At 66.9% G+C, this 19,236-nt stretch carries 15 protein-coding genes and 5 pseudogenes; 8 read left to right on the forward strand and 12 right to left on the reverse strand.

Going from position 1 to position 19,236, the window contains the following annotated elements; all coding sequences use genetic code 11:
• Window positions 1–17 precede the first annotated feature (17 nt).
• From L6444_RS29105 to L6444_RS29120, 4 genes are read right to left on the reverse strand one after another with little or no spacing between them, the layout of a single operon-like run.
• A complete protein-coding gene (locus L6444_RS29105) occupies window positions 18–719 on the reverse strand; it encodes an ABC transporter permease (protein WP_236978961.1) in 702 nt (233 codons plus the stop codon).
• Window positions 716–1,384: an ABC transporter permease gene (locus L6444_RS29110; protein ID WP_236978963.1), complete on the reverse strand. Its 669-nt coding sequence runs from the start codon at window positions 1,382–1,384 to the stop codon at window positions 716–718. Before L6444_RS29110 ends, L6444_RS29105 begins: the two co-directional genes overlap by 4 nt.
• On the reverse strand, window positions 1,384–2,487 hold the full coding sequence (locus L6444_RS29115) for an ABC transporter ATP-binding protein (protein WP_236978965.1): 1,104 nt from the start codon (window positions 2,485–2,487) through the stop codon (window positions 1,384–1,386). The genes L6444_RS29110 and L6444_RS29115 overlap by 1 nt, the downstream gene beginning before the upstream one ends.
• Before the next feature lie 4 nt (window positions 2,488–2,491).
• Window positions 2,492–3,421 (reverse strand): ABC transporter substrate-binding protein, encoded by a 930-nt coding sequence (locus tag L6444_RS29120; protein WP_236984501.1) that lies wholly within the window; start codon window positions 3,419–3,421, stop codon window positions 2,492–2,494.
• Window positions 3,422–3,527: 106 nt separating this feature from the next.
• Here L6444_RS29120 and L6444_RS29125 point away from each other — a divergent pair, with 106 nt between their 5' ends.
• Window positions 3,528–3,893: a LapA family protein gene (locus L6444_RS29125; RefSeq protein WP_236978967.1), complete on the forward strand. Its 366-nt coding sequence runs from the start codon at window positions 3,528–3,530 to the stop codon at window positions 3,891–3,893.
• A 7-nt stretch (window positions 3,894–3,900) separates the two neighbouring features.
• Here L6444_RS29125 and L6444_RS29130 read toward each other — a convergent pair whose 3' ends face one another.
• Together L6444_RS29130 and L6444_RS29135 are read right to left on the reverse strand one after the other, a co-directional pair.
• On the reverse strand, window positions 3,901–4,950 hold the full coding sequence (locus L6444_RS29130; protein ID WP_236978969.1) for a phosphotransferase family protein: 1,050 nt from the start codon (window positions 4,948–4,950) through the stop codon (window positions 3,901–3,903).
• Window positions 4,951–5,222: 272 nt separating this feature from the next.
• Window positions 5,223–5,828, reverse strand: coding sequence for a histidine phosphatase family protein (locus tag L6444_RS29135; RefSeq protein WP_236978971.1), 606 nt, complete (start codon window positions 5,826–5,828; stop codon window positions 5,223–5,225).
• 85 nt (window positions 5,829–5,913) lie between these two features.
• On the opposite strand from L6444_RS29135, the pseudogene L6444_RS29140 reads away from it, so the two are divergent.
• The 5 genes and pseudogenes from L6444_RS29140 to L6444_RS29160 all read left to right on the forward strand — a co-directional run bounded on the left by L6444_RS29140 (window position 5,914) and on the right by L6444_RS29160 (window position 10,631).
• Window positions 5,914–6,973 (forward strand): annotated as a pseudogene (locus L6444_RS29140) (phosphotransferase family protein).
• Between the two features lies 1 nt (window position 6,974).
• Window positions 6,975–7,741: pseudogene (locus L6444_RS29145) on the forward strand (SDR family NAD(P)-dependent oxidoreductase).
• A gap of 15 nt (window positions 7,742–7,756) precedes the next feature.
• Window positions 7,757–9,064, forward strand: a complete 1,308-nt coding sequence (locus L6444_RS29150) for an acyl-CoA dehydrogenase family protein (protein ID WP_236978972.1) — start codon at window positions 7,757–7,759, stop codon at window positions 9,062–9,064.
• Window positions 9,061–9,663 (forward strand): TetR/AcrR family transcriptional regulator, encoded by a 603-nt coding sequence (locus tag L6444_RS29155; protein ID WP_236978974.1) that lies wholly within the window; start codon window positions 9,061–9,063, stop codon window positions 9,661–9,663. Before L6444_RS29150 ends, L6444_RS29155 begins: the two co-directional genes overlap by 4 nt.
• Window positions 9,663–10,631 carry an NADPH:quinone oxidoreductase family protein gene (locus L6444_RS29160; RefSeq protein ID WP_236978976.1) on the forward strand — a complete coding sequence of 323 codons (969 nt, stop codon included), beginning with the start codon at window positions 9,663–9,665 and terminating at the stop codon, window positions 10,629–10,631. The genes L6444_RS29155 and L6444_RS29160 overlap by 1 nt, the downstream gene beginning before the upstream one ends.
• A gap of 16 nt (window positions 10,632–10,647) precedes the next feature.
• On the opposite strand, the pseudogene L6444_RS29165 reads toward L6444_RS29160, so the two are convergent.
• Window positions 10,648–12,530 (reverse strand): annotated as a pseudogene (locus tag L6444_RS29165) (alkyl/aryl-sulfatase).
• Between the two features lie 144 nt (window positions 12,531–12,674).
• On the opposite strand from L6444_RS29165, the gene L6444_RS29170 reads away from it, so the two are divergent.
• Window positions 12,675–13,148, forward strand: coding sequence for a lipoprotein LpqH (locus L6444_RS29170; protein WP_236978978.1), 474 nt, complete (start codon window positions 12,675–12,677; stop codon window positions 13,146–13,148).
• Window positions 13,149–13,150: 2 nt separating this feature from the next.
• Here the strand turns inward: L6444_RS29170 and L6444_RS29175 are convergent, their stop codons facing one another.
• The 5 genes and pseudogenes from L6444_RS29175 to L6444_RS29195 form a co-directional block, all read right to left on the reverse strand.
• Window positions 13,151–14,665 (reverse strand): sensor histidine kinase, encoded by a 1,515-nt coding sequence (locus L6444_RS29175; RefSeq protein ID WP_236978980.1) that lies wholly within the window; start codon window positions 14,663–14,665, stop codon window positions 13,151–13,153.
• Window positions 14,643–15,347, reverse strand: a complete 705-nt coding sequence (gene tcrX, locus L6444_RS29180) for a two-component system response regulator TcrX (RefSeq protein WP_236984503.1) — start codon at window positions 15,345–15,347, stop codon at window positions 14,643–14,645. Before tcrX ends, L6444_RS29175 begins: the two co-directional genes overlap by 23 nt.
• Window positions 15,348–15,497: 150 nt before the next feature.
• Complete coding sequence (locus tag L6444_RS29185; RefSeq protein WP_236978982.1) at window positions 15,498–15,653, reverse strand: DUF6131 family protein; 156 nt, start codon at window positions 15,651–15,653, stop codon at window positions 15,498–15,500.
• 12 nt (window positions 15,654–15,665) lie between these two features.
• A complete protein-coding gene (locus tag L6444_RS29190; protein ID WP_236978984.1) occupies window positions 15,666–15,917 on the reverse strand; it encodes a hypothetical protein in 252 nt (83 codons plus the stop codon).
• 1,187 nt (window positions 15,918–17,104) lie between these two features.
• Window positions 17,105–18,022: pseudogene (locus L6444_RS29195) on the reverse strand (class I SAM-dependent methyltransferase); the annotation flags it as partial.
• Between the two features lie 162 nt (window positions 18,023–18,184).
• On the opposite strand from L6444_RS29195, the pseudogene L6444_RS29200 reads away from it, so the two are divergent.
• Window positions 18,185–19,217 (forward strand): annotated as a pseudogene (locus tag L6444_RS29200) (phosphotransferase family protein).
• The last annotated feature ends 19 nt before the right edge of the window (window positions 19,218–19,236 follow it).

Here is a 19,236-nt window from a genome sequence, read left to right on the forward strand (position 1 = left end):
CCGGCCGCTGCGGCGGATTAGGCGGGAACTGTGATGTTAGGTACCTGTCCGGTCCTGCTCAGCCGTCCCGATCCGGGTGCCGCCGCCCACACCGCCGACGCCAGCAGCCCGTCCAGAATCAGCGCCAGCCCGGTCACCATCAGCGCACCGACCAACGCGGAAGCGAACTGTCGTTCCTTGATCCCGTCGATCAAATAGCGGCCCAATCCGCCGAGGCTGGCGTAGGCGGCCACCGTCGCGGTGGCGACCACCTGCAACGTCGCGTTGCGCAGGCCGCCCAGGATCAGCGGCAACGCGTTGGGCAGCTCGACGCGCAGCAGCACCTGCGGTTCGGTCATGCCCATCGCGCGGACCGCATCGACCACCAGCCGATCCACGCTGGCGATGCCGGCATAGGTCCCGGCCAGCAGCGACGGGATTCCCAGCAGCATCAGCGCGGCAATCGGCGGGCCCAGGCCGAGCCCGAAGATCAGCACGCCGAGCAGCAGCACCCCCAGGGTTGGCAGCGCACGCAGGCCGTTGACCGCGCCCACCACCAGCACCTGACCGCGACCGGTGTGCCCGATGACCAGCCCGAGCGGGACGGCTATCAGCGCCGAGGCGGCCACCGCCAGCGCGGTGTACTCCAGATGCTCACCGATCCGGGCGGCCAGTCCGGCGGGACCGGCCCAGTTGGCGGCGGTGGTCAGGAAGGACAGCGCTTGTCCGATGAAGCTCATCGGGCGCCGCCCACCAACGGCGTCGTGATGCCCCGGCTGCGCTCCCACGGCGTGAGCAACCGCCCGGTCAGGTTCAGCGCGGTGTCGATCACCACCGCGAGCAGGAACATCGCAATGATGCCGGCCACGATCTGGTCGCTCTTATTCATCTGGAATCCGGCGGTGAACCAGCTACCCAGGCCGCCGATACCGATGACCGAACCCACCGACACCATCGCGATGTTGGTCGCCACGACCACCCGCAATCCCGCCACCAGCACCGGGACCGACAGCGGCAGTTCGACTTTCACCATCCGGACCAGCGGCGAGTAGCCGAGCGCGACCGCCGCGTCGCGCACCGCGCCGGGCACCGCATCCAGAGCTTCCAGCACCGCGCGCACCATCAGCGCCGCGGTGTAGGCGCTCAGTGCGACCATCACGTTGGCTTCGTCGAGGATGCGGGTGCCGATGATCATCGGCAGCACCACGAACAGCGCCAGCGACGGAATGGTGAACACCACGCTGGCGGCAGCCGTGGTCAGCCGGCGCAGCGCCGGAGTGCGCTGCACCGCCACCCCGAGGGGCAGCGCCACCGCCAGCCCGATCAGCACCGGCACCAGCGACAGCCGCAGGTGCACCACGGTCAGCGCCCACGCGGTACCTAAATGGGTCAGCAGGTAGTGCATCAGTCCGGCTCGCTCCTGCGGCGCGCTTCGACCGCGGCCAGCACGTCGGCGGCCCGCACCCCGCCGACGACCTTTTCCGCGCGGTCGACGGCGACACCCACCGACGACGGCGAGGCCAGCGCCGCATCCAACGCCTGGCTCAGGTTGCCGTCCACGTGGAAGACCGACCCGACCGACGTCATCGCCTCCGACAGCGGTAGCCCGGCGCGGTGGTGGCGCAGCGCGTCGGCGTCGATCCAGCCCACCGGCGCGCCGCCGTCGTCGACCACCAGCGCCCAGCCGGCGGGGGGTTCGGCGGCGGCCAGGCCGGTGGCCGGGATCTGCGCGATGTCGTGCATGGGCAGGGCGGCCGCGCTCAACAGTTGCAGCCATCGGTAGCCGCGGCCCAGCCCGATGAACTTCGAGACGAACTCGTTGGCCGGGCGGGACAGCAGCCGCGCCGGGTCGTCGTACTGCTGCAGCACGCCGCCCGCCCCGAACACCGCCACCCGGTCGGCCAGCCGCAAGGCTTCGTCGATGTCATGCGTGACGAACACCACGGTCTTGCGTAATTCGCCTTGCAGACGCAGGATTTCGTTCTGCAACGTGTGCCGCACCACCGGGTCGACGGCCGAGAACGGCTCGTCCATCAACAGGATCGGCGGGTCGGCGGCCAGCGCCCGGGCCACCCCGACCCGTTGCTGTTCACCGCCGGACAGTTGCCTCGGATAGCGATTCGCCAGCTTGGGGTCCAGGCCCACCCGTTCGAGCACCTGGTAGGCGGCTTTGCGGGCGGCGCGCCGGGACTGGCCGTTGAGCACGGGAACCGTTGCGACATTGTCGATCACCCGCTGATGGGGCATCAGCCCCGCGTTCTGGATCACGTAGCCGATGCCGCGGCGCAACCGCACCGGGTTGACGGTCGCAACGTCGGCACCGTTTACGACGACACGGCCCGAGGTGGGGTCGACCATCCGGTTGATCATCCGCAGCGCGGTGGTCTTACCACAGCCCGACGATCCGACGAACACGGTCAACTTGCCTTCGGGCACTTCGAGATTCAAGTTGTCGACGGCGGTGGCGCCACCGTCGAACACCTTGCTGACACTCTCGAACCGGATCATGGCGCTACCCGACCGGATGGTCGAAACCGTTGTCGTGCAACCATTTCCGGGCCGCCTGGTCGGGGTCGAGGCCGCCGTTGCCGGACACCGCGACGTTGAGTTCGGCGATGCCGTTCGTGGTCAACTTGGCCGACACCGCGTCCAGCACATCCTTGAGCCGGTCGGACTTCTTCTGGGAATTCACCAGCGGCACAATGTTGCCGGCCAGGAAATTGTGGTCCGGATCCTCGAGCACCACAAGGTGATTCTGCAGCACCGCCGGCGCGGTGCTGAAGATGTTGGCGGCGGTCACATTTCCCTCGATCAGTGCGCGCACCGTCACCGGGCCACCGCCGTCGTTGATGGGGACGAAATTGCCCGGGCTGATATCGAGGCCGTACTTCTGCTTGAGGCCCGGCAGTCCCGACGGTCGGGTCGCGAACGCCGACGGCGCCGCGAAGCGCACTTCGGCGGAGTGCGCGGCCAGATCGGCGATGGTCTTCAGTCCCCACTTGGCTGCGGTCGCCGCGGTGACCGTGACGGTGTCGGTGTCGGAGGCCGGCGCAGGCGCCAGCAGCGACAGATCGCCCGGGAGACGTTTGTAGAGCGCCAATTCCACGTCGTCGAGCAGGGTAGCGGTGGCGGTGGGCTCGAAATAGAGCAGCAGGTTGCCGATGTACTCCGGCACCAGATCCACGGAATGATCTTTGAGCGCCGGGATGTACGTCTCGCGGCTACCGATCCCCATCCGCCGGCCGACTTCGAACCCGTTGGCCTGCAAGGCCTGTGCGTAGATTTCGGCGACGATCTGCGACTCCGGGAAGTCGCCGGACCCGACCACGATGGACTTCGGGCCGCCCGCCCCCGAGCCGAACGGATCGGGATTGCTGCACGCGGCGAGTAGGCACACCGCCGCCGCCCACCCTGCCGCGGCGAAACCCACGCGCCGCAGCATTCTCACCTTGCCGACACTAACCGTTTCCGTTGCCCGGACAACGCTTCCTGCGAGTTTCCCGCGTGGTTTGGTTTCAATCCGCTCAGGATGGGAGAAAGATAGACCTATGAGCAGCAATCCCCCAGGCGTGCCGTCCGAACGGCCGGCGCCCGATCAGTCGCCTGCGCTTAATCCCGAAGAGCGATCCCGTCCGATCCCCAAGGACAGGGCATCCACGTTCACCCGCGCCGGTGCGCTCTGGGCGTCGCTGATCATGGGTTTCCTGGTGCTGATCCTGCTGCTGATCTTCGTCACCCAGAACCTGGACCCGGTCAAGCTGTCCTTCCTGGGTTGGCAGTGGACGACGCCGCTGGGGGTGGGGATGCTGGTCGCCGCCATCGGTGGCGGGCTGATCACCTTCGCGGTGGGCACCGCGCGCATCGTTCAGCTGCGCCGCGCGGCCAAGAAGAACCTCACCGCCGCGGTGCGCTGACCCGAGCTCAGCTCAGCTTGGCGATCTCGCCGAGTCCGCGGGAGATCAACGGCGCCACCACCTCGGGCACGTCGTCGGAGTTTTCGGCCTTGCCGTCGGCCTGCGCCGACATCCGTCTGCGGAAGTCGATGCCCGCCGCGATGATCGCCAACTTGAAGTACGCCAGCGCCATGTAGAACTCCCACGGCCCCAGCGAGTGCCCGGAGACCAACGAGTACCGGTCGGCCAATTCGTCGGCGGACGGCAGCAGCGGCGACGTCCAGGCCGCTTGGGTGTCGATGATCAGGTCCAGCGCGGGATCGCGGTAGACGCACATCAGCGCCGCGTCGCTGATCGGGTCGCCCAGCGTCGAGAGCTCCCAGTCCACGACGGCCCGCACGATGGTCGGGTCTTCGGCGTCCAGGATGGTGTTGTCGATGCGGTAGTCGCCGTGCACGATCGAGGTCCGGCTCTGCTTCGGAATGGCCTGCTGCAGCGCCGAATGCAAGCGGGCCACGTCGCCGTCGCGGCGGTCGTCGGGCAACCGCACCAGCTCCCACTGCGAGCCCCACCGCCGCACCTGGCGTTCCAGGTAGCCGGTGGGTTTGCCGAAGTCGCCCAGCCCGACCGACTCCGGGTCGATGCTGTGCAGATCGACGAGCACCCGGATCAACGCGTCGACGCAGCCGTCGATGGCGCGCCGGCCCAGCGATTCCAGCTGGGCGCGCCGGCGCACCACCTGCCCGGCGACGAACTCGACGATCTGAAACGGCCCGCCCAGCACGGAGTCGTCCTCGCACAGCGCGATCGCGCGCGCCACCGGAACCGGGGTGTTTTGCAGCGCGGCCACCACTTTGTATTCGCGGCTCATGTCGTGCGCCGACGGCGTTAGCCCGTGCAGCGGCGGGCGCCGGACCAGCCAGCTGGTCGCGTCGTCGTAGACGCGGAAGGTCAGATTCGAACGGCCACCGGAAATGAACTCGCCGCGCAGTTCGCCGTCGCGGTCGATACCCAGCGAACGCAGATACCCGTCCAGCGCGGCCAGGTCCAGGCCGTCAAGTCGGTCCACCGAAGTCACCGCACTTGTTTACCACCGCGGGGTTCGAGCTGTACTACCACCTTTGGATTTGTTCGCTCCTCCTCAAGCCGCTACGCGGCTCGCATCGTCGACTCACCCCTTTGAATTTGTTCGCTCCTCCTCAAGCCGCTACGCGGCTCGCATCGTCGACTCACCCCTACCGAATCTGTTCGCTCCTCCTCAAGCCGCTACGCGGCTCGCATCGTCGACTCACCCCTACCGAATCTGTTCGCTCCTCCTCAAGCCGCTACGCGGCTCGCATCGTCGACTCATCACCGCTGGTTTCTCGGCAGCAGATCCCACACATGCTCGGTGCCGTTAACACTCGCCACCGTGCCCTGCCCCTCCCGGGAGAACAACAGCCGCGTCACCGACGTGTAGTCGATGGGAAACGACAGCAACCGGGCGGTGCCCAGCATCTCGTGCAACACCACGTTGATCACTCCGCCGTGGCTGAACGCCGCGATCGTCTCATCGGGCTCGGCGCTGGCGACCAGATCGTCGACGGCGGCCCGCACCCGGGCGCGGAATGCGTCCTCGTCCACCGCGCTGGGCAGATGCCCCTGCGCCATCCGCGCCCATTCCTCGGGGAACTCGGTCTTGATCTGCTCGACCGGTATGTAGGAGTGCAGATCGCGGTCGTATTCGGCGAACCGGTCGTCGATCTCGATGGGCAGCCCGTGGTGCTGCGCCACCGGTTCGGCGGTCTGGATGGCGCGCTTTTGGGGGCTGGAGACCACTCGGGAGATGGGAAACCGAGACAGCGCGTCGGGCAGGCGGGCGACCTGCTCGAAGCCCGTCTCCGACAGATGCGGGTCGGCGCCCTCGCCAGGTTCGCTGCGCAGCGGCAACGCGTGCCGGACCAGAAGCAGTTGCATGCGGCAAGCCTCGCATGGCGCCAATCCGGCCCTCCCAACACCGTGGAGAATGCTATTCTCCGCATGGAGAGTGAGGTGTGCGACCATGACCGATGCGCGACCGGCACCGAGGGGGATCCAGCTTGACTGCGGCGCACTCGGTCGGTGGCTCGACTCGGAGGGCGCTCCCGGCCAGGGTGAGGAGCCCGTTCTCGAGCAGCTCAGCGGCGGATCGCAGAACACGCTGTACCTGGTCCGGCGCGGACCGGAACGCATGGTGCTGCGGATGCCCGGCCCCCGCGCCGACGCCGCCCGCATCAACGGGCTGCTGCGCGAGATCCGGCTGGTCCGGGCGCTGTCCGGCACCGACGTTCCACACGCGGAGTTGATCGCGGCCGACGAGACCGGCTCGGTGCTGGGCCTGCCGTTCTACGTGATGACCGCCATCGACGGGTGGAGCCCGATGGACGGCGGCTGGGCTGAGCCGTTCGACACCGATCTGTCCGCCCGTCGTGAACTGGCGTTCCAGCTTGTCGAAGGCGCCGCCAAACTCGGCCGGGTGGACTGGCGCGCCCAGGGTCTCGAGGGCTTCGGTCGCCCGGACGGTTTCCACGACCGGCAGGTGGACCGGTGGCTGGCATTCCTGGACGCTTACAAAGTGCGTGAGTTGCCCGGACTGGACGAGGCCGCCGACTGGCTGCGCCGCAATCGTCCGGCGCGCTATAAGCCGGGCATCATGCACGGTGACTACCAGTTCGCCAATGTGATGTTCGCCCACGGAGCCCCGGCACGACTGGCCGCGATCGTGGACTGGGAGATGACCACCGTCGGCGATCCGCTGCTCGACCTGGCGTGGTCGCTGCTGGGTTACGACGGGGAAGAACCGCGCGCCGATGGCTTCTATCTGGACATGGCCGGCATGCCCAAGCGCAGCGAATTGCTGGACCACTACGAGAAACTCAGCGGACTGTCCACCGAGAACATCGACTACTACCTGGTATTGGCCAACTGGAAGCTGGGCATCGTGCTGGAGAAAACGTATGCTGCCGGCGTGCGCACCGGCAGAGTCGATCCGAAGATCAAGGGACGCGTTCGCAGCGATGATCCCGCAGTTGATTGCCACCGCGGCCGAGATGGCCCGCTCGCTGCCGGCCAAGGCCCGTTGAAATGGGTTACGCCGAGCAACTTTTCTCGACCTGACCGACCGAGTGGTGCTGATCACCGGCGGCAGCCGAGGGCTGGGCCGCGAGGTCGCTTTCGGTGCGGCCCGCTGCGGTGCGGACGTGGTGATCGCCAGCCGCAACCTGGACAACTGCGTGGCCGTCGCCAACGAGATCGAGTCCGAGACCGGCCGCACCGCAATGCCATACCAGGTGCACGTGGGCCGGTGGGATCAGCTCGACGGGCTGGTCGAGGCGAGCTATGACGCGTTCGGCAAGGTCGACGTCCTGGTCAACAACGCCGGCATGTCGCCGTTGTACGACAAGCTCACCGACGTCACCGAGAAGCTGTTCGATTCGGTGCTCAACCTCAATCTCAAAGGGCCGTTTCGGCTTTCGGCGCTGGTCGGTGAGCGGATGGTGGCTGCCGGGCGCGGCTCGATCATCAACGTAAGCACCGCCGGATCGCTGCGACCGACGCCCGACATCATTCCGTATGCGTGCGCGAAAGCCGGGTTGAATGCGATGACCGAGGCGTTGGCGAAGGCGTTCGGGCCGGCGGTGCGGGTCAATACACTGATGGCCGGACCCTTCCTCACCGACGTCAGCAAAGCCTGGAATCTCGACCAGGCCACCCGAAATCCGTTCGAACACCTGTCGCTCAAGCGCGCCGGCAATCCGTCCGAAATCGTCGGCGCTGCATTGTTTCTGGCGTCGGACGCATCCAGTTTCACCACCGGCTCGATCCTGCGAGCCGACGGCGGCATCCCCTAACGAGAGGAACGATCGATGGCGTGGGATTTCTCTACCGAACCGGAGTTCGAGAAGAAGCTGCAGTGGGTGCGCCAGTTCGTCCGTGCGGAAGTCGAGCCGCTCGAGGTGCTGTTCCCCGGCTGTGAGTTCCTGCCGCTGGACGACGAACGCCGCCGCATCGTCGACCCGCTCAAACAGCAAGTCCGCGACCAGGGCCTGTGGGCGCCGCACTTGGGACCCGAACTGGGAGGGCAGGGCTTCGGTGCCGTCAAGCTGACGCTGATCAACGAGATCTTGGGCCGTAGTCCTTGGGCGCCAATAGTATTCGGAACGCAAGCACCCGATACCGGCAACGCCGAGATCCTCGCCCGCTTCGGCACCCAGCAACAGAAGGACCGCTACCTGGACGGACTGCTGTCCGGTGAGATCTTCTCCTGCTTCTCGATGACCGAGCCGCAGGGCGGAGCCGATCCGCGGGTGTTCACCACGCGTGCGGTGCGCGACGGCGACGACTGGGTGATCAACGGCCGAAAGTTCTTCTCCTCCAACGCTTCGATCGCATCGTTCTTCATCGTCGTGGCGATCACCGATCCCGACGTGCCCGTGCACCACGGCGCATCGACCTTCCTGATCCCGGCCGGGACACCGGGTCTCACCATCGAAGCCAACCATCACCTGGTCGGTGCGGACCCCCACGAGCCGGGACACTCGCTGGTCCGTTACGACGACGTCCGGGTAGGACCGGACGCGCTGCTGGGCGAGGCCGGCCAAGGATTCCTGATCCTGCAAACCCGGTTGGCGGGTGGCCGGCTACACCACGCGATGCGCTCGCTCGGGGTGGCGCAGCGGGCCGTCGAGATGATGTCGCGGCGTGCGAAAAGCCGCTTCACCCAAGGCGGTTTGCTGGCCGAGAAGCAGATGGTGCAGGAGTTCATCGCCGACTCTTACACCGAGTTGACACCGTTCCGACTGACCGTGCTGCACGCCGCGTGGCTGATCGACAACGGCGATGAACGTGCCGCCCGCGCCGAGATCGCCACCTGCAAGATCCTGGCATCCCAGGTGCTCAAATCCATTGGTATGCGCGCGATACAGGTCCACGGCGCGCTGGGGCTCAGCGACCAGCTGCCACTGGTCAACACCCTGCTGGGTGGTATCGCGCTGGGCCTGGCCGACGGTCCCACCGAGGCGCACAAGGTCAACCTGGCTCGGATGCTGCTCAAGGGCTACCAGGCCGAGGAAGGCGAGTGGCCCAGCGAGATGCTGGATGTCCGCCGTGAAGCGGCCCGCAAGAAATACGCCGGACTGGTGGATCGCGTTCCGGCGCTGCCTGATTCGCCGTGAACGGCAGGGTCGCCGCGGCCGTCGGGCGGGCGCTCGACGACCGGCAGCGCGGCGCCACCGAGGAGGTGGAACGCATCCTTAACGCCGCGGTGCGGGTGATGGAGCGGGTGGCCCCCGAGCCGCCGCGGGTCAGCGACATCGTGGCCGAGGCCGGCTCGTCGAACAAGGCGTTCTACCGGTACTTCGCCGGAAAAGACGATCTGATCCTGGCCGTGATGGAGCGCGGAGTCGCAATCGTGGTGTCCTACCTCGAACATCAGATGGCCAAGGAGTCTCGGCCCCAAGACAAAGTTGCCCGCTGGATCGAGGGTGCGCTGGCTCAGGTCGCCGACCCGCACCTGCTCAGCATGAGCCGTGCGGTGGCCGGGCAGATGTCGAATTGGCATGTCGCCGACCAGGAAATGATGCAGCCGATGCGGGGGTTGTTGGTCGAACCGGTGACGGCGCTCGGCAGCGCCGATGTCGAACGTGACGTGGCGGCGGTCTACGGTTGCACGGTGGCGATGATGCGGCGTTATGTGGGCTCAGGTGATCGGCCGGGTCCTGACGACATCGGCCACCTGGTGCGGTTCTGTCTGCTGGGTCTGGGAGTGAATTGATGCGCGCAATCGTCTGCAACGCCTACGGTCCCCCGGAGGATCTGGTGCTCACCGAGGTGGCCGACCCGGTACCGGCGCCCGGGCAGGTGCTGGTGCGGGTGCACGCCGCGGCGGTTAACTTTCCCGACGTGCTGTTCGTCGCCGGCAAGTACCAGGTCAAGATTCCGCCGCCGTTCATACCCGGCAACGAGATCGCCGGCGAGGTGGTGGCCGTCGGCGAAGGCGCGACGTTCGACGTGGGCCAGCGGGTGTTCGGCACGACGTACGGCGCGTTCGCCGAACTCGCGCTGCTCGACGGGTCGGTCGCAGATGTGGTCCCCGACGGCGTCGACTTCGGGTCGGCCGCTGCATTCGGCGTGACCTACCGCACCGCCTATCACGCCCTGCGCTCGGTGGCCGAAGTCAAGGCGGGTGACTGGGTCGTGGTGCTCGGCGCGGCCGGCGGGGTGGGCCTGGCCGCGGTGGACCTGGCCGTGGCGATGGGCGCACACGTGCTGGCCGCGGCGTCCAGCCCGGAGAAGCTGCAACTGTGTCGGGAGCGTGGCGCGCAGGCCACCGTGGATTACGACAACGAGGACCTCAAGCTGCGTATCCGCGAACTCACCGAAGATCGGGCCCGCGTGGTGCTCGACCCGGTCGGCGGATCCTATGCCGAACCGGCGCTGCGCGGGCTGGCCCGCGGCGGCATCTTCGTCACCCTCGGCTACGCCGCGGGAACAATCCCGGCGATTCCGCTGAATCTGGTGATGCTCAAGGACATTACGGTCCGCGGCATGGAGATCCGCACCTTCCTCAGCGACTACCCCGACGAATGCGTCCGCGACCTGGCCGAGCTGTCAAAGATGTTCGCCGACGGCAAGATTCGGCCGTACATCGGCGCCCGCTTCCCGTTGGCGCAGACCGCGGCCGCGTTGCGTTACGTCGCGGACCGGAAGGTGCTGGGCAAGGTCATCATCGACGTCGCCTGACCGCGCAGCAAGCGGACTAGGGCGTGACGATGTTGAAGTCGGGGTCGGGCGCATCGAGCACCGCGATCAGGGACTGCAGCGCCGACCGGTCGCCCGAGAGCTCCAGCCCCGGTGAGTCGAAATCACCGATCGCCACCAGCAACAGCCGAACCTTGTTGGCCAGCTTGATCGTAACGGTGGCGGTGGCCGGGTCGGCGGGGACGCGGCGATGCACCAGCACGCCGTTGCGCAGGGCCAGACGGTAGTTGGTGTCCACATCGGTGAACGTGACGTCGATGGTGACGTCGAGATCCCAGCTGCGGGGACCGTTCACCCGGATGGCCAGGCTGTCGAACACCTGCTCGGGCGTCAGCTGCGCCAGCAACGTCGGCGACGTGACGCTGGTGGCGGTGCCGAAGTTGCCGATCCGTAGTTCGGTGGCGCCGCTGAGGAAGAAGTTGCGCCAGGTCGCGTTCTCGGCGCCATAGCCCAGTTGTTCCAGGGTGTCCGCATACAGCCGACGGGCCTCGCCGTGCTGCTCGTCGGTGAACATCGCGTGGTCGAGCAGTGTTGCCGCCCAACGGAAATCACCTTCGTCGAACGCGCCTTGGGCGAGTTCGACCACACGGTCCAGGCCGCCGATGGCCTCGACATAGCGGGGCCCCAGCGCCTCGGGCGGGTGCGGCCAGAGCCGGCCCGGGTTGCCGTCGAACCAGCCCATGTAGCGTTGGTAGACCGCTTTGACGTTGTGGCTCACCGAACCGTAGTAGCCGCGGGCATGCCAAGCTTGGTCCAAAGCCGGTGGCATTTCGAATATTTCGGCGATCTCAACGCCCGTGTAGCCCTGGTTGAGCAGCCGCAACGTCTGGTCGTGCAGGTAGGCGTAGAGATCCCGTTGCAGCGAGAGGAATTCGACGATGCGGTCGCGGCCCCACGTCGGCCAGTGATGGGAGGCGAACACCACGTCGGCGCGGTCGGCGAAGGTGTCGATGGCCTCGGTGAGATACCCCGCCCAGGCATGCGGATCGCGGACCAGCGCTCCACGCAGCGTCAACAGGTTGTGCAGGTTGTGGGTGGCGTTCTCGGCCATGCACAGAGCGCGGAATTGCGGGAAATAGAAGTGCATTTCGGCGGGCGCCTCGGTGCCCGGTGCCATCTGGAACTCGATCTGCACGCCGTCGATGGTGTGCGTCTCCCCCCGTCGACCGGATGTCTACCGTGGGCACGATCAGGGCCACCTCCCCGGTCGAGGCAACCTGACCGAGACCGCTTCCCACCTGCCCCTGCGGGCCGCGGTCCAACAGCGCCCCGTACATGTAGGTGGCGCGGCGCGTCATGGCCGGACCCGCGTACACGTTCTCCTGGACCGCGTGCGCCGTGAAGCCCTCCGGAGCCAGCACTGCGACCTTGCCGGCATCGACGTCGGCCTGTGAGGTGACCCCCCAGTACGCCACCGAAGTGGTCGACGTGGCTGTGGGTGTAGATGACCGCGACGACGGGACGTTGCCCGCCTCGGTGGGTCCGGTACAACTGCAGCGCCGCGGCGGCGGTCTCGGTGGACACCAGGGGGTCGATGACGATGACGCCGGTGTCGCCCTCGACGAAGCTGATGTTGGAGATATCCAGACCGCGGACCTGGTAGATGCCCGGAACCACTTCGTAGAGGCCTTGCTTGGCCGCCAGTGTGGACTGGCGCCACAGGCTGGGGTGCACCGACGTGGGCGCCGGGCCGGTGAGGAATGCGTACAGGTCGTTGTCCCACACCACCCGGCCGTCGGCCGCCTTGACGACGCATGGGGACAGGGCGGCGATGAAGCCGCGGTCGGCGTCGTCGAAGTCTCTGGTGTCGTGCACCGGCAGCGAATGATTTGCGTGTGCTGACTCGATGACCTCGGAAGGCGATTTGTGCTCCACTGCCAATACCTTGCCACCATTGCGGTCCGCCGAGTTAACGAACTATCGAGGAATTTTCCGCGGTTCCTGGACCCCGGGTCCGGTTCAGTCGCATACTGCCGGGGCGGTCCTCAACGACGACGGATCGTTTCCTCGGGCAAAGGAGCACAGGTGAAGCGTGGACTGACGGTTGCAGCAGCTGCAGCGGCCATTGTGGCGGCGGGTCTTTCGGGCTGTTCGAGCAACAACAAGCCGGCAACGAGCAGCGGCTCCTCCAGCGCGGCCCCCGGCGGGGGCAGCGGCACCTCCGCGTCGAAGGTCCTCATCGACGGCCAGGACCAGCACGTCAGCGGAACCACCCTGTGCACCACGGTCGGCGGCACCGTCAACATCGCGATCGGCGGACAGGCGACCGGGATCGGCGCGGTGCTCTCCGACGCCAATCCGCCCGAGGTCAAGTCGGTTGCGCTCGGCAACGTCAACGGCGTCTCGCTGGCCTACGCCCCCGGAACGCCCGATGCCAAGGCAGAAGCGACCAAGAACGGCAGCAGCTACAAGATCAGCGGCACTGCCACCGGGGCGGACATGGCCAATCCGACGGCGATCGTGAAGAAGTCGTTCGAAATCGACGTCACCTGCCCCTGAGGCTAATTCACCGACGGGTTCTCGGGCGGTGCGGTTGCCCACCCGTTCACGGGCAACCGCACCGCGAACTCGGTATTGCCGGGTGAGCTGTGCACCGTGATCGTCCCGTTGTGGGCGCGGACGACGGCGGAGACGATCGCCAGGCCCAGCCCGGTGCTGCCGCCTTTGCGTGACCGCGAGGTGTCGCCGCGCACGAACCGCTCGAAAACCTCCGACTGCTGCGCCGCCGGAATGCCGGGGCCGTTGTCGACGACCTGCAGCAGCGCATGCGTCGGCTCGGCGGTCAGCCGGGTGGTGACCACGGTGCCCGCGCCGGTGTGCACCCGGGCGTTGGCCAGCAGATTGGCCATCACCTGGCGCAGCCGGGCCTCGTCGCCGACCACCACCACCGGCTCGGCCGGCAGATCGAGCTCCCACTCGTGGTCCGGCCCAGCGATATGGGCGTCGCTGACCGCGTCGACGGCCAGCCGGGACAGATCCACCGGTTCCCGCTCCAACGGACGTCCCGAGTCGAGCCGGGCCAGCAGCAGCAGGTCCTCGACGAGTCGGGTGATGCGCTCGGTCTCCGAGGACACCCGGCTCATGGCGTGCGCCACCGCTTCCCGGTCGTCACCCATGCGTTGGGCCAGTTCGGTGTAGCCGCGGATGGCGGCCAGCGGAGTACGCAGTTCGTGGCTGGCGTCGGCGACGAACTGGCGGACCCGGGTCTCGCTGGCCTGTCGCGTGGACAGCGCCGCGGAGATGTGGTCGAGCATCCGATTGAGGGCCGAACCGAGTTGTCCCACTTCGGTATTGGGGTTGGCGTCGGTTTCGGAGACGCGTACCGGCAGTTCCACCTCGCCGCGGTCCAACGGCAATTCGACGACCTTGGTCGCGGTCTGCGCGACCCGGCGCAGCGGCGCCAGCGCACGCCGGATGATCACCACGCCGGCCGTGGTCGCCGCCGCCAGCGCGATCAAAGTGAGGATGCCGAAGATGACCAGCATGCGCAGCATGGTGGCGTCGATGTTGGACATCGACAGGCCGGTGACGATCAGGTCCTGCTGGTTGCGGCTCGGCGCGGCCATCACCCGGTAGCGGCCCAGACCGTCGAGGTTCAACGTCACCGGAGAGCGGGTGCCGGCGATCCGTTCCAGCTGCTGCTGGGCGGTCGGCGTCAACGCGGCCCGGGCACCACTGCTGGTCAGATAACCGGAGTCGACGGTCTTGCCGTCAGTAACCACGGCTGCGACCATGCCGGCCGGCTGGCCCGGAGCGTCCAGAAACCTGGGGCCGGGACCGCTCTTGACCGCGCGTGATTCGTGCCGGCGCGGCGGGTCGGGATACATCAGCGACGACCGGTAGGACGTTCCGCTCAATTGGCTGTCGAGTTGAGCCAGCAGGTGGTGGCGCAAAGCCAATTCGGTGGCCGCGGTGATTCCCACGCAGACGATCGCCAGCACGGCGACCTGCCCAACCAGGAGCCGCACACGAAGCGACCAGACTCCCGGCCTCCTAGCGCGCCGGCTTGAGGACATAGCCTGCGCCGCGCAGCGTGTGGATCATGGGTTCGCGTCCGTTGTCGATTTTCTTGCGCAGGTAGGAGATGTAGAGCTCGACGATGTTGGACCGGCCGCCGAAGTCGTAGCTCCATACCCGGTCCAGAATCTGAGCCTTGCTCAGCACCCGCTTGGCGTTGCGCATCATGAACCGCAGCAACTCGAATTCGGTGGAGGTCAACGAGATCGGTTCGCCGGCGCGGGTCACCTCGTGGCTGTCCTCGTCGAGGACGAGGTCGCCGACGACCAGCCTGCCGCCGCTGTCGACGGTGGTCACCCCGGTGCGCCGCAGCAACGCACGCAGCCGCAGCACAACTTCTTCGATGCTGAAGGGTTTAGTGACGTAATCGTCCCCGCCGGCGGTCAACCCCGCGATGCGGTCTTCCACCGCGTCCTTGGCCGTCAACAGCAGCACCGGCAGCCGTGGGTTTTCCTGCCGCAGTTTCTGCAGCACATCGAGGCCGCTCATGTCGGGCAACATCACGTCGAGAACGACCACGTCGGGCCGTTCGGCCCGCGCGGTGGCAATCGCCGATGAGCCGTCACCGGCCGTCGCGATATTCCAGCCTTCGTAACGCAAGGCCATCGACACCATTTCCGCGAGGACGGGTTCGTCGTCGACCACCAGCACGGTGACCGGTTGGCCGTCCGCGCGGCACATCACTACCCGCTCGACCGAAGTTTTTGGAGACGCCACGCGATCCAGTATCCGGGTATTCCCTTAGGCCGAGGCTATGGCGTTGCTGTGTGGCTGCTATGAAACGGTCGCGTGACCGCATTGCGATCACGCGACCGTTTCATGGTGGGTCGTTTAATACCAGTAGCGCCGGCCGGCCACCGGGCGGCCGATGGAGCCCATGGCCCACATCACCGCACCGACGACGAGCAGCACCACGCCGAGCACCGTCAAAAGATGGACGCCGAAAACGAATCCGAGGATGAGCAGGAGTGCACCGACGAGAATCATTGTGATTTTCCTTTACCTAGCAGGGATGAGTTCGATTGAATGCATTGCGCTGGGTTGCGGCAGGCGTGGTGCGTGGCAATCCTTTACCTTCGGATTCACGCCCATGTAATTCAGTGGCCCGGCAATGACCGTCACCGCAACGGTTCCCAGTGAGGCACAACTGGTTTCCTCACCTTTGAAATAGTCGCGCTGCCAGGCTGCGAGGATCCCTATGAGCAGCCACACCAGCACAATTGCGCCCAGAATTCCGCGACCGCGAACCATAGTTTCCTCCGTTGTCCCGATACAATTCCCGTGCCGAGAGCTTTGCCCGTTGCACTCGTACCTAAACCTGGACTGCGCGTAGAATCTGCGGTGCCGACCCACGACGTCGGCCCGGAACACCAGACGGCGCGCGCATTCGACGCGCCGGAGAACTTGTACGCCCGAGCCGCTGCCGGTACCTCCCCGCTGGCGCGAGCGCCGGTCTTGTCTCGGTAGCATGGTGCGACAACCATTGCGGCAAAGGGGGATAACGGCACCGTGACCGACACGTTGTTCGCGGATGTCTCGGAATACCAAGTGCCCGTGGATGACTCGTATCCGTACCAGGTGCTCTCGATTCGCGTCAGTGACGGCACCTACGTCGACCACAACTTCGCGCGCAACTACGCCTGGATGCGCACCGCGTTGGACAGTGGCCGGCTGGCGTTCGGCATCGTCTACACCTACGTGCGCCCGAATTGGCAGGCCACCGCCGATACGGTGCGTTCGGCAATCGACGCACAAGGCGGATTGCACCCGCGGGTGGCCCTGATGCTCGACGTCGAATCGGGCGGCAACCCGGCCGGCGACGGGTCGGGCTGGATCAACCCGCTGTACTGGAACCTGGCGGACTACGCCGGCTCGGCAGCGCGAATCATCGGCTACGCCAACGCCTATGACTTCTACAACATGTGGCGGGTGCGCCCAGATGGGTTGCGGTTGGTGGCCGCCGGATACGGCTCCAACCCCAACCTGCCCGGCCAGGTGGCCCACCAGTACACCGACGGTTCGGGCTACAGCCCGAATCTGCCCCAGGGCGCGCTGCCATTCGGCCGGTGCGACATGAATTCCGCCGACGGGCTGACACCGCAACAATTCGCCGCCGCGTGCGGCATCACCGCGAACGGAGGACCGCTGATGGCGCTCAGCGACGAGGAACAGACGGAGTTGCTGACCAAGGTGCGCGAGATCTGGGATCAGCTGCGCGGACCCGGGGGCGCGGGGCGCGGGCTGGCCACAGCTGGGCCAAAACAGCCAGGGCCAGAATCTCACCCCTGTCGACGCGATCGCGGAAATCAAAAAGGACGTGCAGAGCCCTCGACCCTCGAGCTGAAATATGTTGGCGGACAACGGTTTTCAATAATCAAACAGCTGGGCGGGACGTCCGCTGATGGTGACGCCGCGCTTACGGACGCTGGGCGGACACAAAAAAGGGTTGGCGGCAGCGAGTTTTCCCGCTCACCACCGGCGTCGCGGCCATATCGGGCCAGCAACTCCGCGAAGGTCTGCGCCGACACCTGCCAGCCACGCTCCCGCAACCAGTCGGCCAGCGGGGTGCGCTCCTCGGCGTACCAGAGGTCGTCGGGGTCCTCGACCTCGACATTGGCCAGTTGCGCGGCCACCGCACGCATCCGTCGCATGTCCGCACGCTGCCGTCGTACCAGCTCGGGATCCAGGAAGCCTTCGCCGGGAACGTTCGAGGCCAACCAGCTGCCCGACGGGCTGAGCGCGTCGATGCGCTCGAACAACAGGTCCTGAGCCTGGGCGGGTAGGTACCGCACCAAGCCCTCGGCCGACCAAGCTGACGGCTTGGACGCATCAAACCCGGCCTCCTGCAATGCCTTTGGCCAATCCTGGCGCAGGTCCACCGGAATGCTCACCAGCTGCGACGTGGGCTGGGCGCCATGCCGGCGCAAGGTGGTGGCCTTGAAGTCCAGGACGCGCGGCTGGTCCAGTTCGTATACGACGGTGCCGTCCGGCCAGGGGAGCCGCCAGGCCCGCGAGTCCAGCCCCGATGCCAGTATCACCACCTGCCGAACACCGGCATCGGCGGCGCCGAGGAAGAACTCGTCGAAGAACGCGGTGCGCGTCGCCATGAAGTCGACCATCAACCGCACCCGCGCAACCACTTCCGGTTCCACCTCGGCCGCACCGGACAGCAACTCCGGGTTGGCGTAGACGCTCCACACCCCTTCGCCCGCGGCATCCAGGAACACCCGCGCGAACGGGTCTCGGATCAGCGGGTCGTCGCTCTCGGTTTCGACGGCGCGGGCGGCGGCCACACCCAGAGCGGTGGCGCCGACACTTTCGGTGATGTCCCAGGAATCGTTGTCGGTACGCGGCATGCCGCCCATTCTTCCAGCCGACCTGAGTGGCAAACGCCCTTCAAGAGTCCCCTACGCTTTTTGCCAGACGGTAGACAGGTTGCATAGGAGCAGCATGACTCACACGCCGGTGTCCGCCCAGCGGGACGGGATGATCTGGGCGCAGACCCCGCGGGCCACATCATGACGTCGGTCGACCTGGACGCGGTGGCTCGGTGGATGTCGACCCAGGGGCTCGGCGAAGGCCCGCTGCAGGATGTCACCGCCATCACCGGCGGCACCCAGAACGTGATGCTGCGCTTCACCCGATCCGGCCGCTCCTACGTGCTGCGCCGTGGGCCGCGCCATCTGCGTGCCCGCAGCAACAGCGTGATCCTGCGCGAGACCAGGGTCCTGGCGGCGCTGGCCGATTCCGATGTGCCGCATCCACACCTGATTGCCAGCTGCGACGACACCAGCGTGCTGGGCGACGCTGTGTTCTACCTGATGGGAGCCGATCGAGGGCTTCAACGCCGGCGAAGGCCTGCCGCCGCTGCACGCGGGCAATGCCGAGGTCCGGCACGGCATGGGGCTGTCGATGGCCGACGCGCTGGCCAAGCTGGGCGCCGTCGACCACGTCGCGGTCGGCCTCGCCGACTACGGCAAACCCGAAGGCTTCCTGGAACGCCAAGTGCCGCGCTGGCTTTCGGAGCTGGAGTCCTACCAGGAGTACGACGGCTACCCCGGGCCGGACATCCCCGGCATCGAGGAGGTTGCGGGCTGGCTGGAGCGCAACCGGCCAACGAGCTGGAAGCCCGGCATCATGCACGGCGACTACCACGCCGCCAACGTGATGTTCTCCCGCACCGGCCCGGAAGTGGTCGCCATCTGCGACTGGGAGATGTCCACCATCGGGGACCCGCTGCTGGACCTGGGCTGGCTACTGGCCACCTGGCGCCAGGACGACGGGTCCTCGGTGTTCAGTCACGCCCTCGGCGGCACCGACGGGCTGGCCAGCACCGACGAACTGCTGGCGCGTTATGCGGAGAACACCACCCGGGATCTGTCGCACATCGACTGGTACACCGTGCTGGCCTGCTTCAAGCTGGGCATCGTGATCGAAGGAACCCTGGCGCGGGCCTGCGCCGGCAAAGCCGAAAAGGAAGTCGGCGACCAGCTGCACGCGGCCACCGTGCACTTGTTCGAGCGGGCTCTGCGGCTGATCGAGACGAGGTAGCGCTGGCTGCTGAGATAAT

It is taken from the genome of Mycobacterium kiyosense (genome assembly GCA_021654635.1).
Classification (GTDB): Bacteria; Actinomycetota; Actinomycetes; order Mycobacteriales; family Mycobacteriaceae; genus Mycobacterium; species Mycobacterium kiyosense.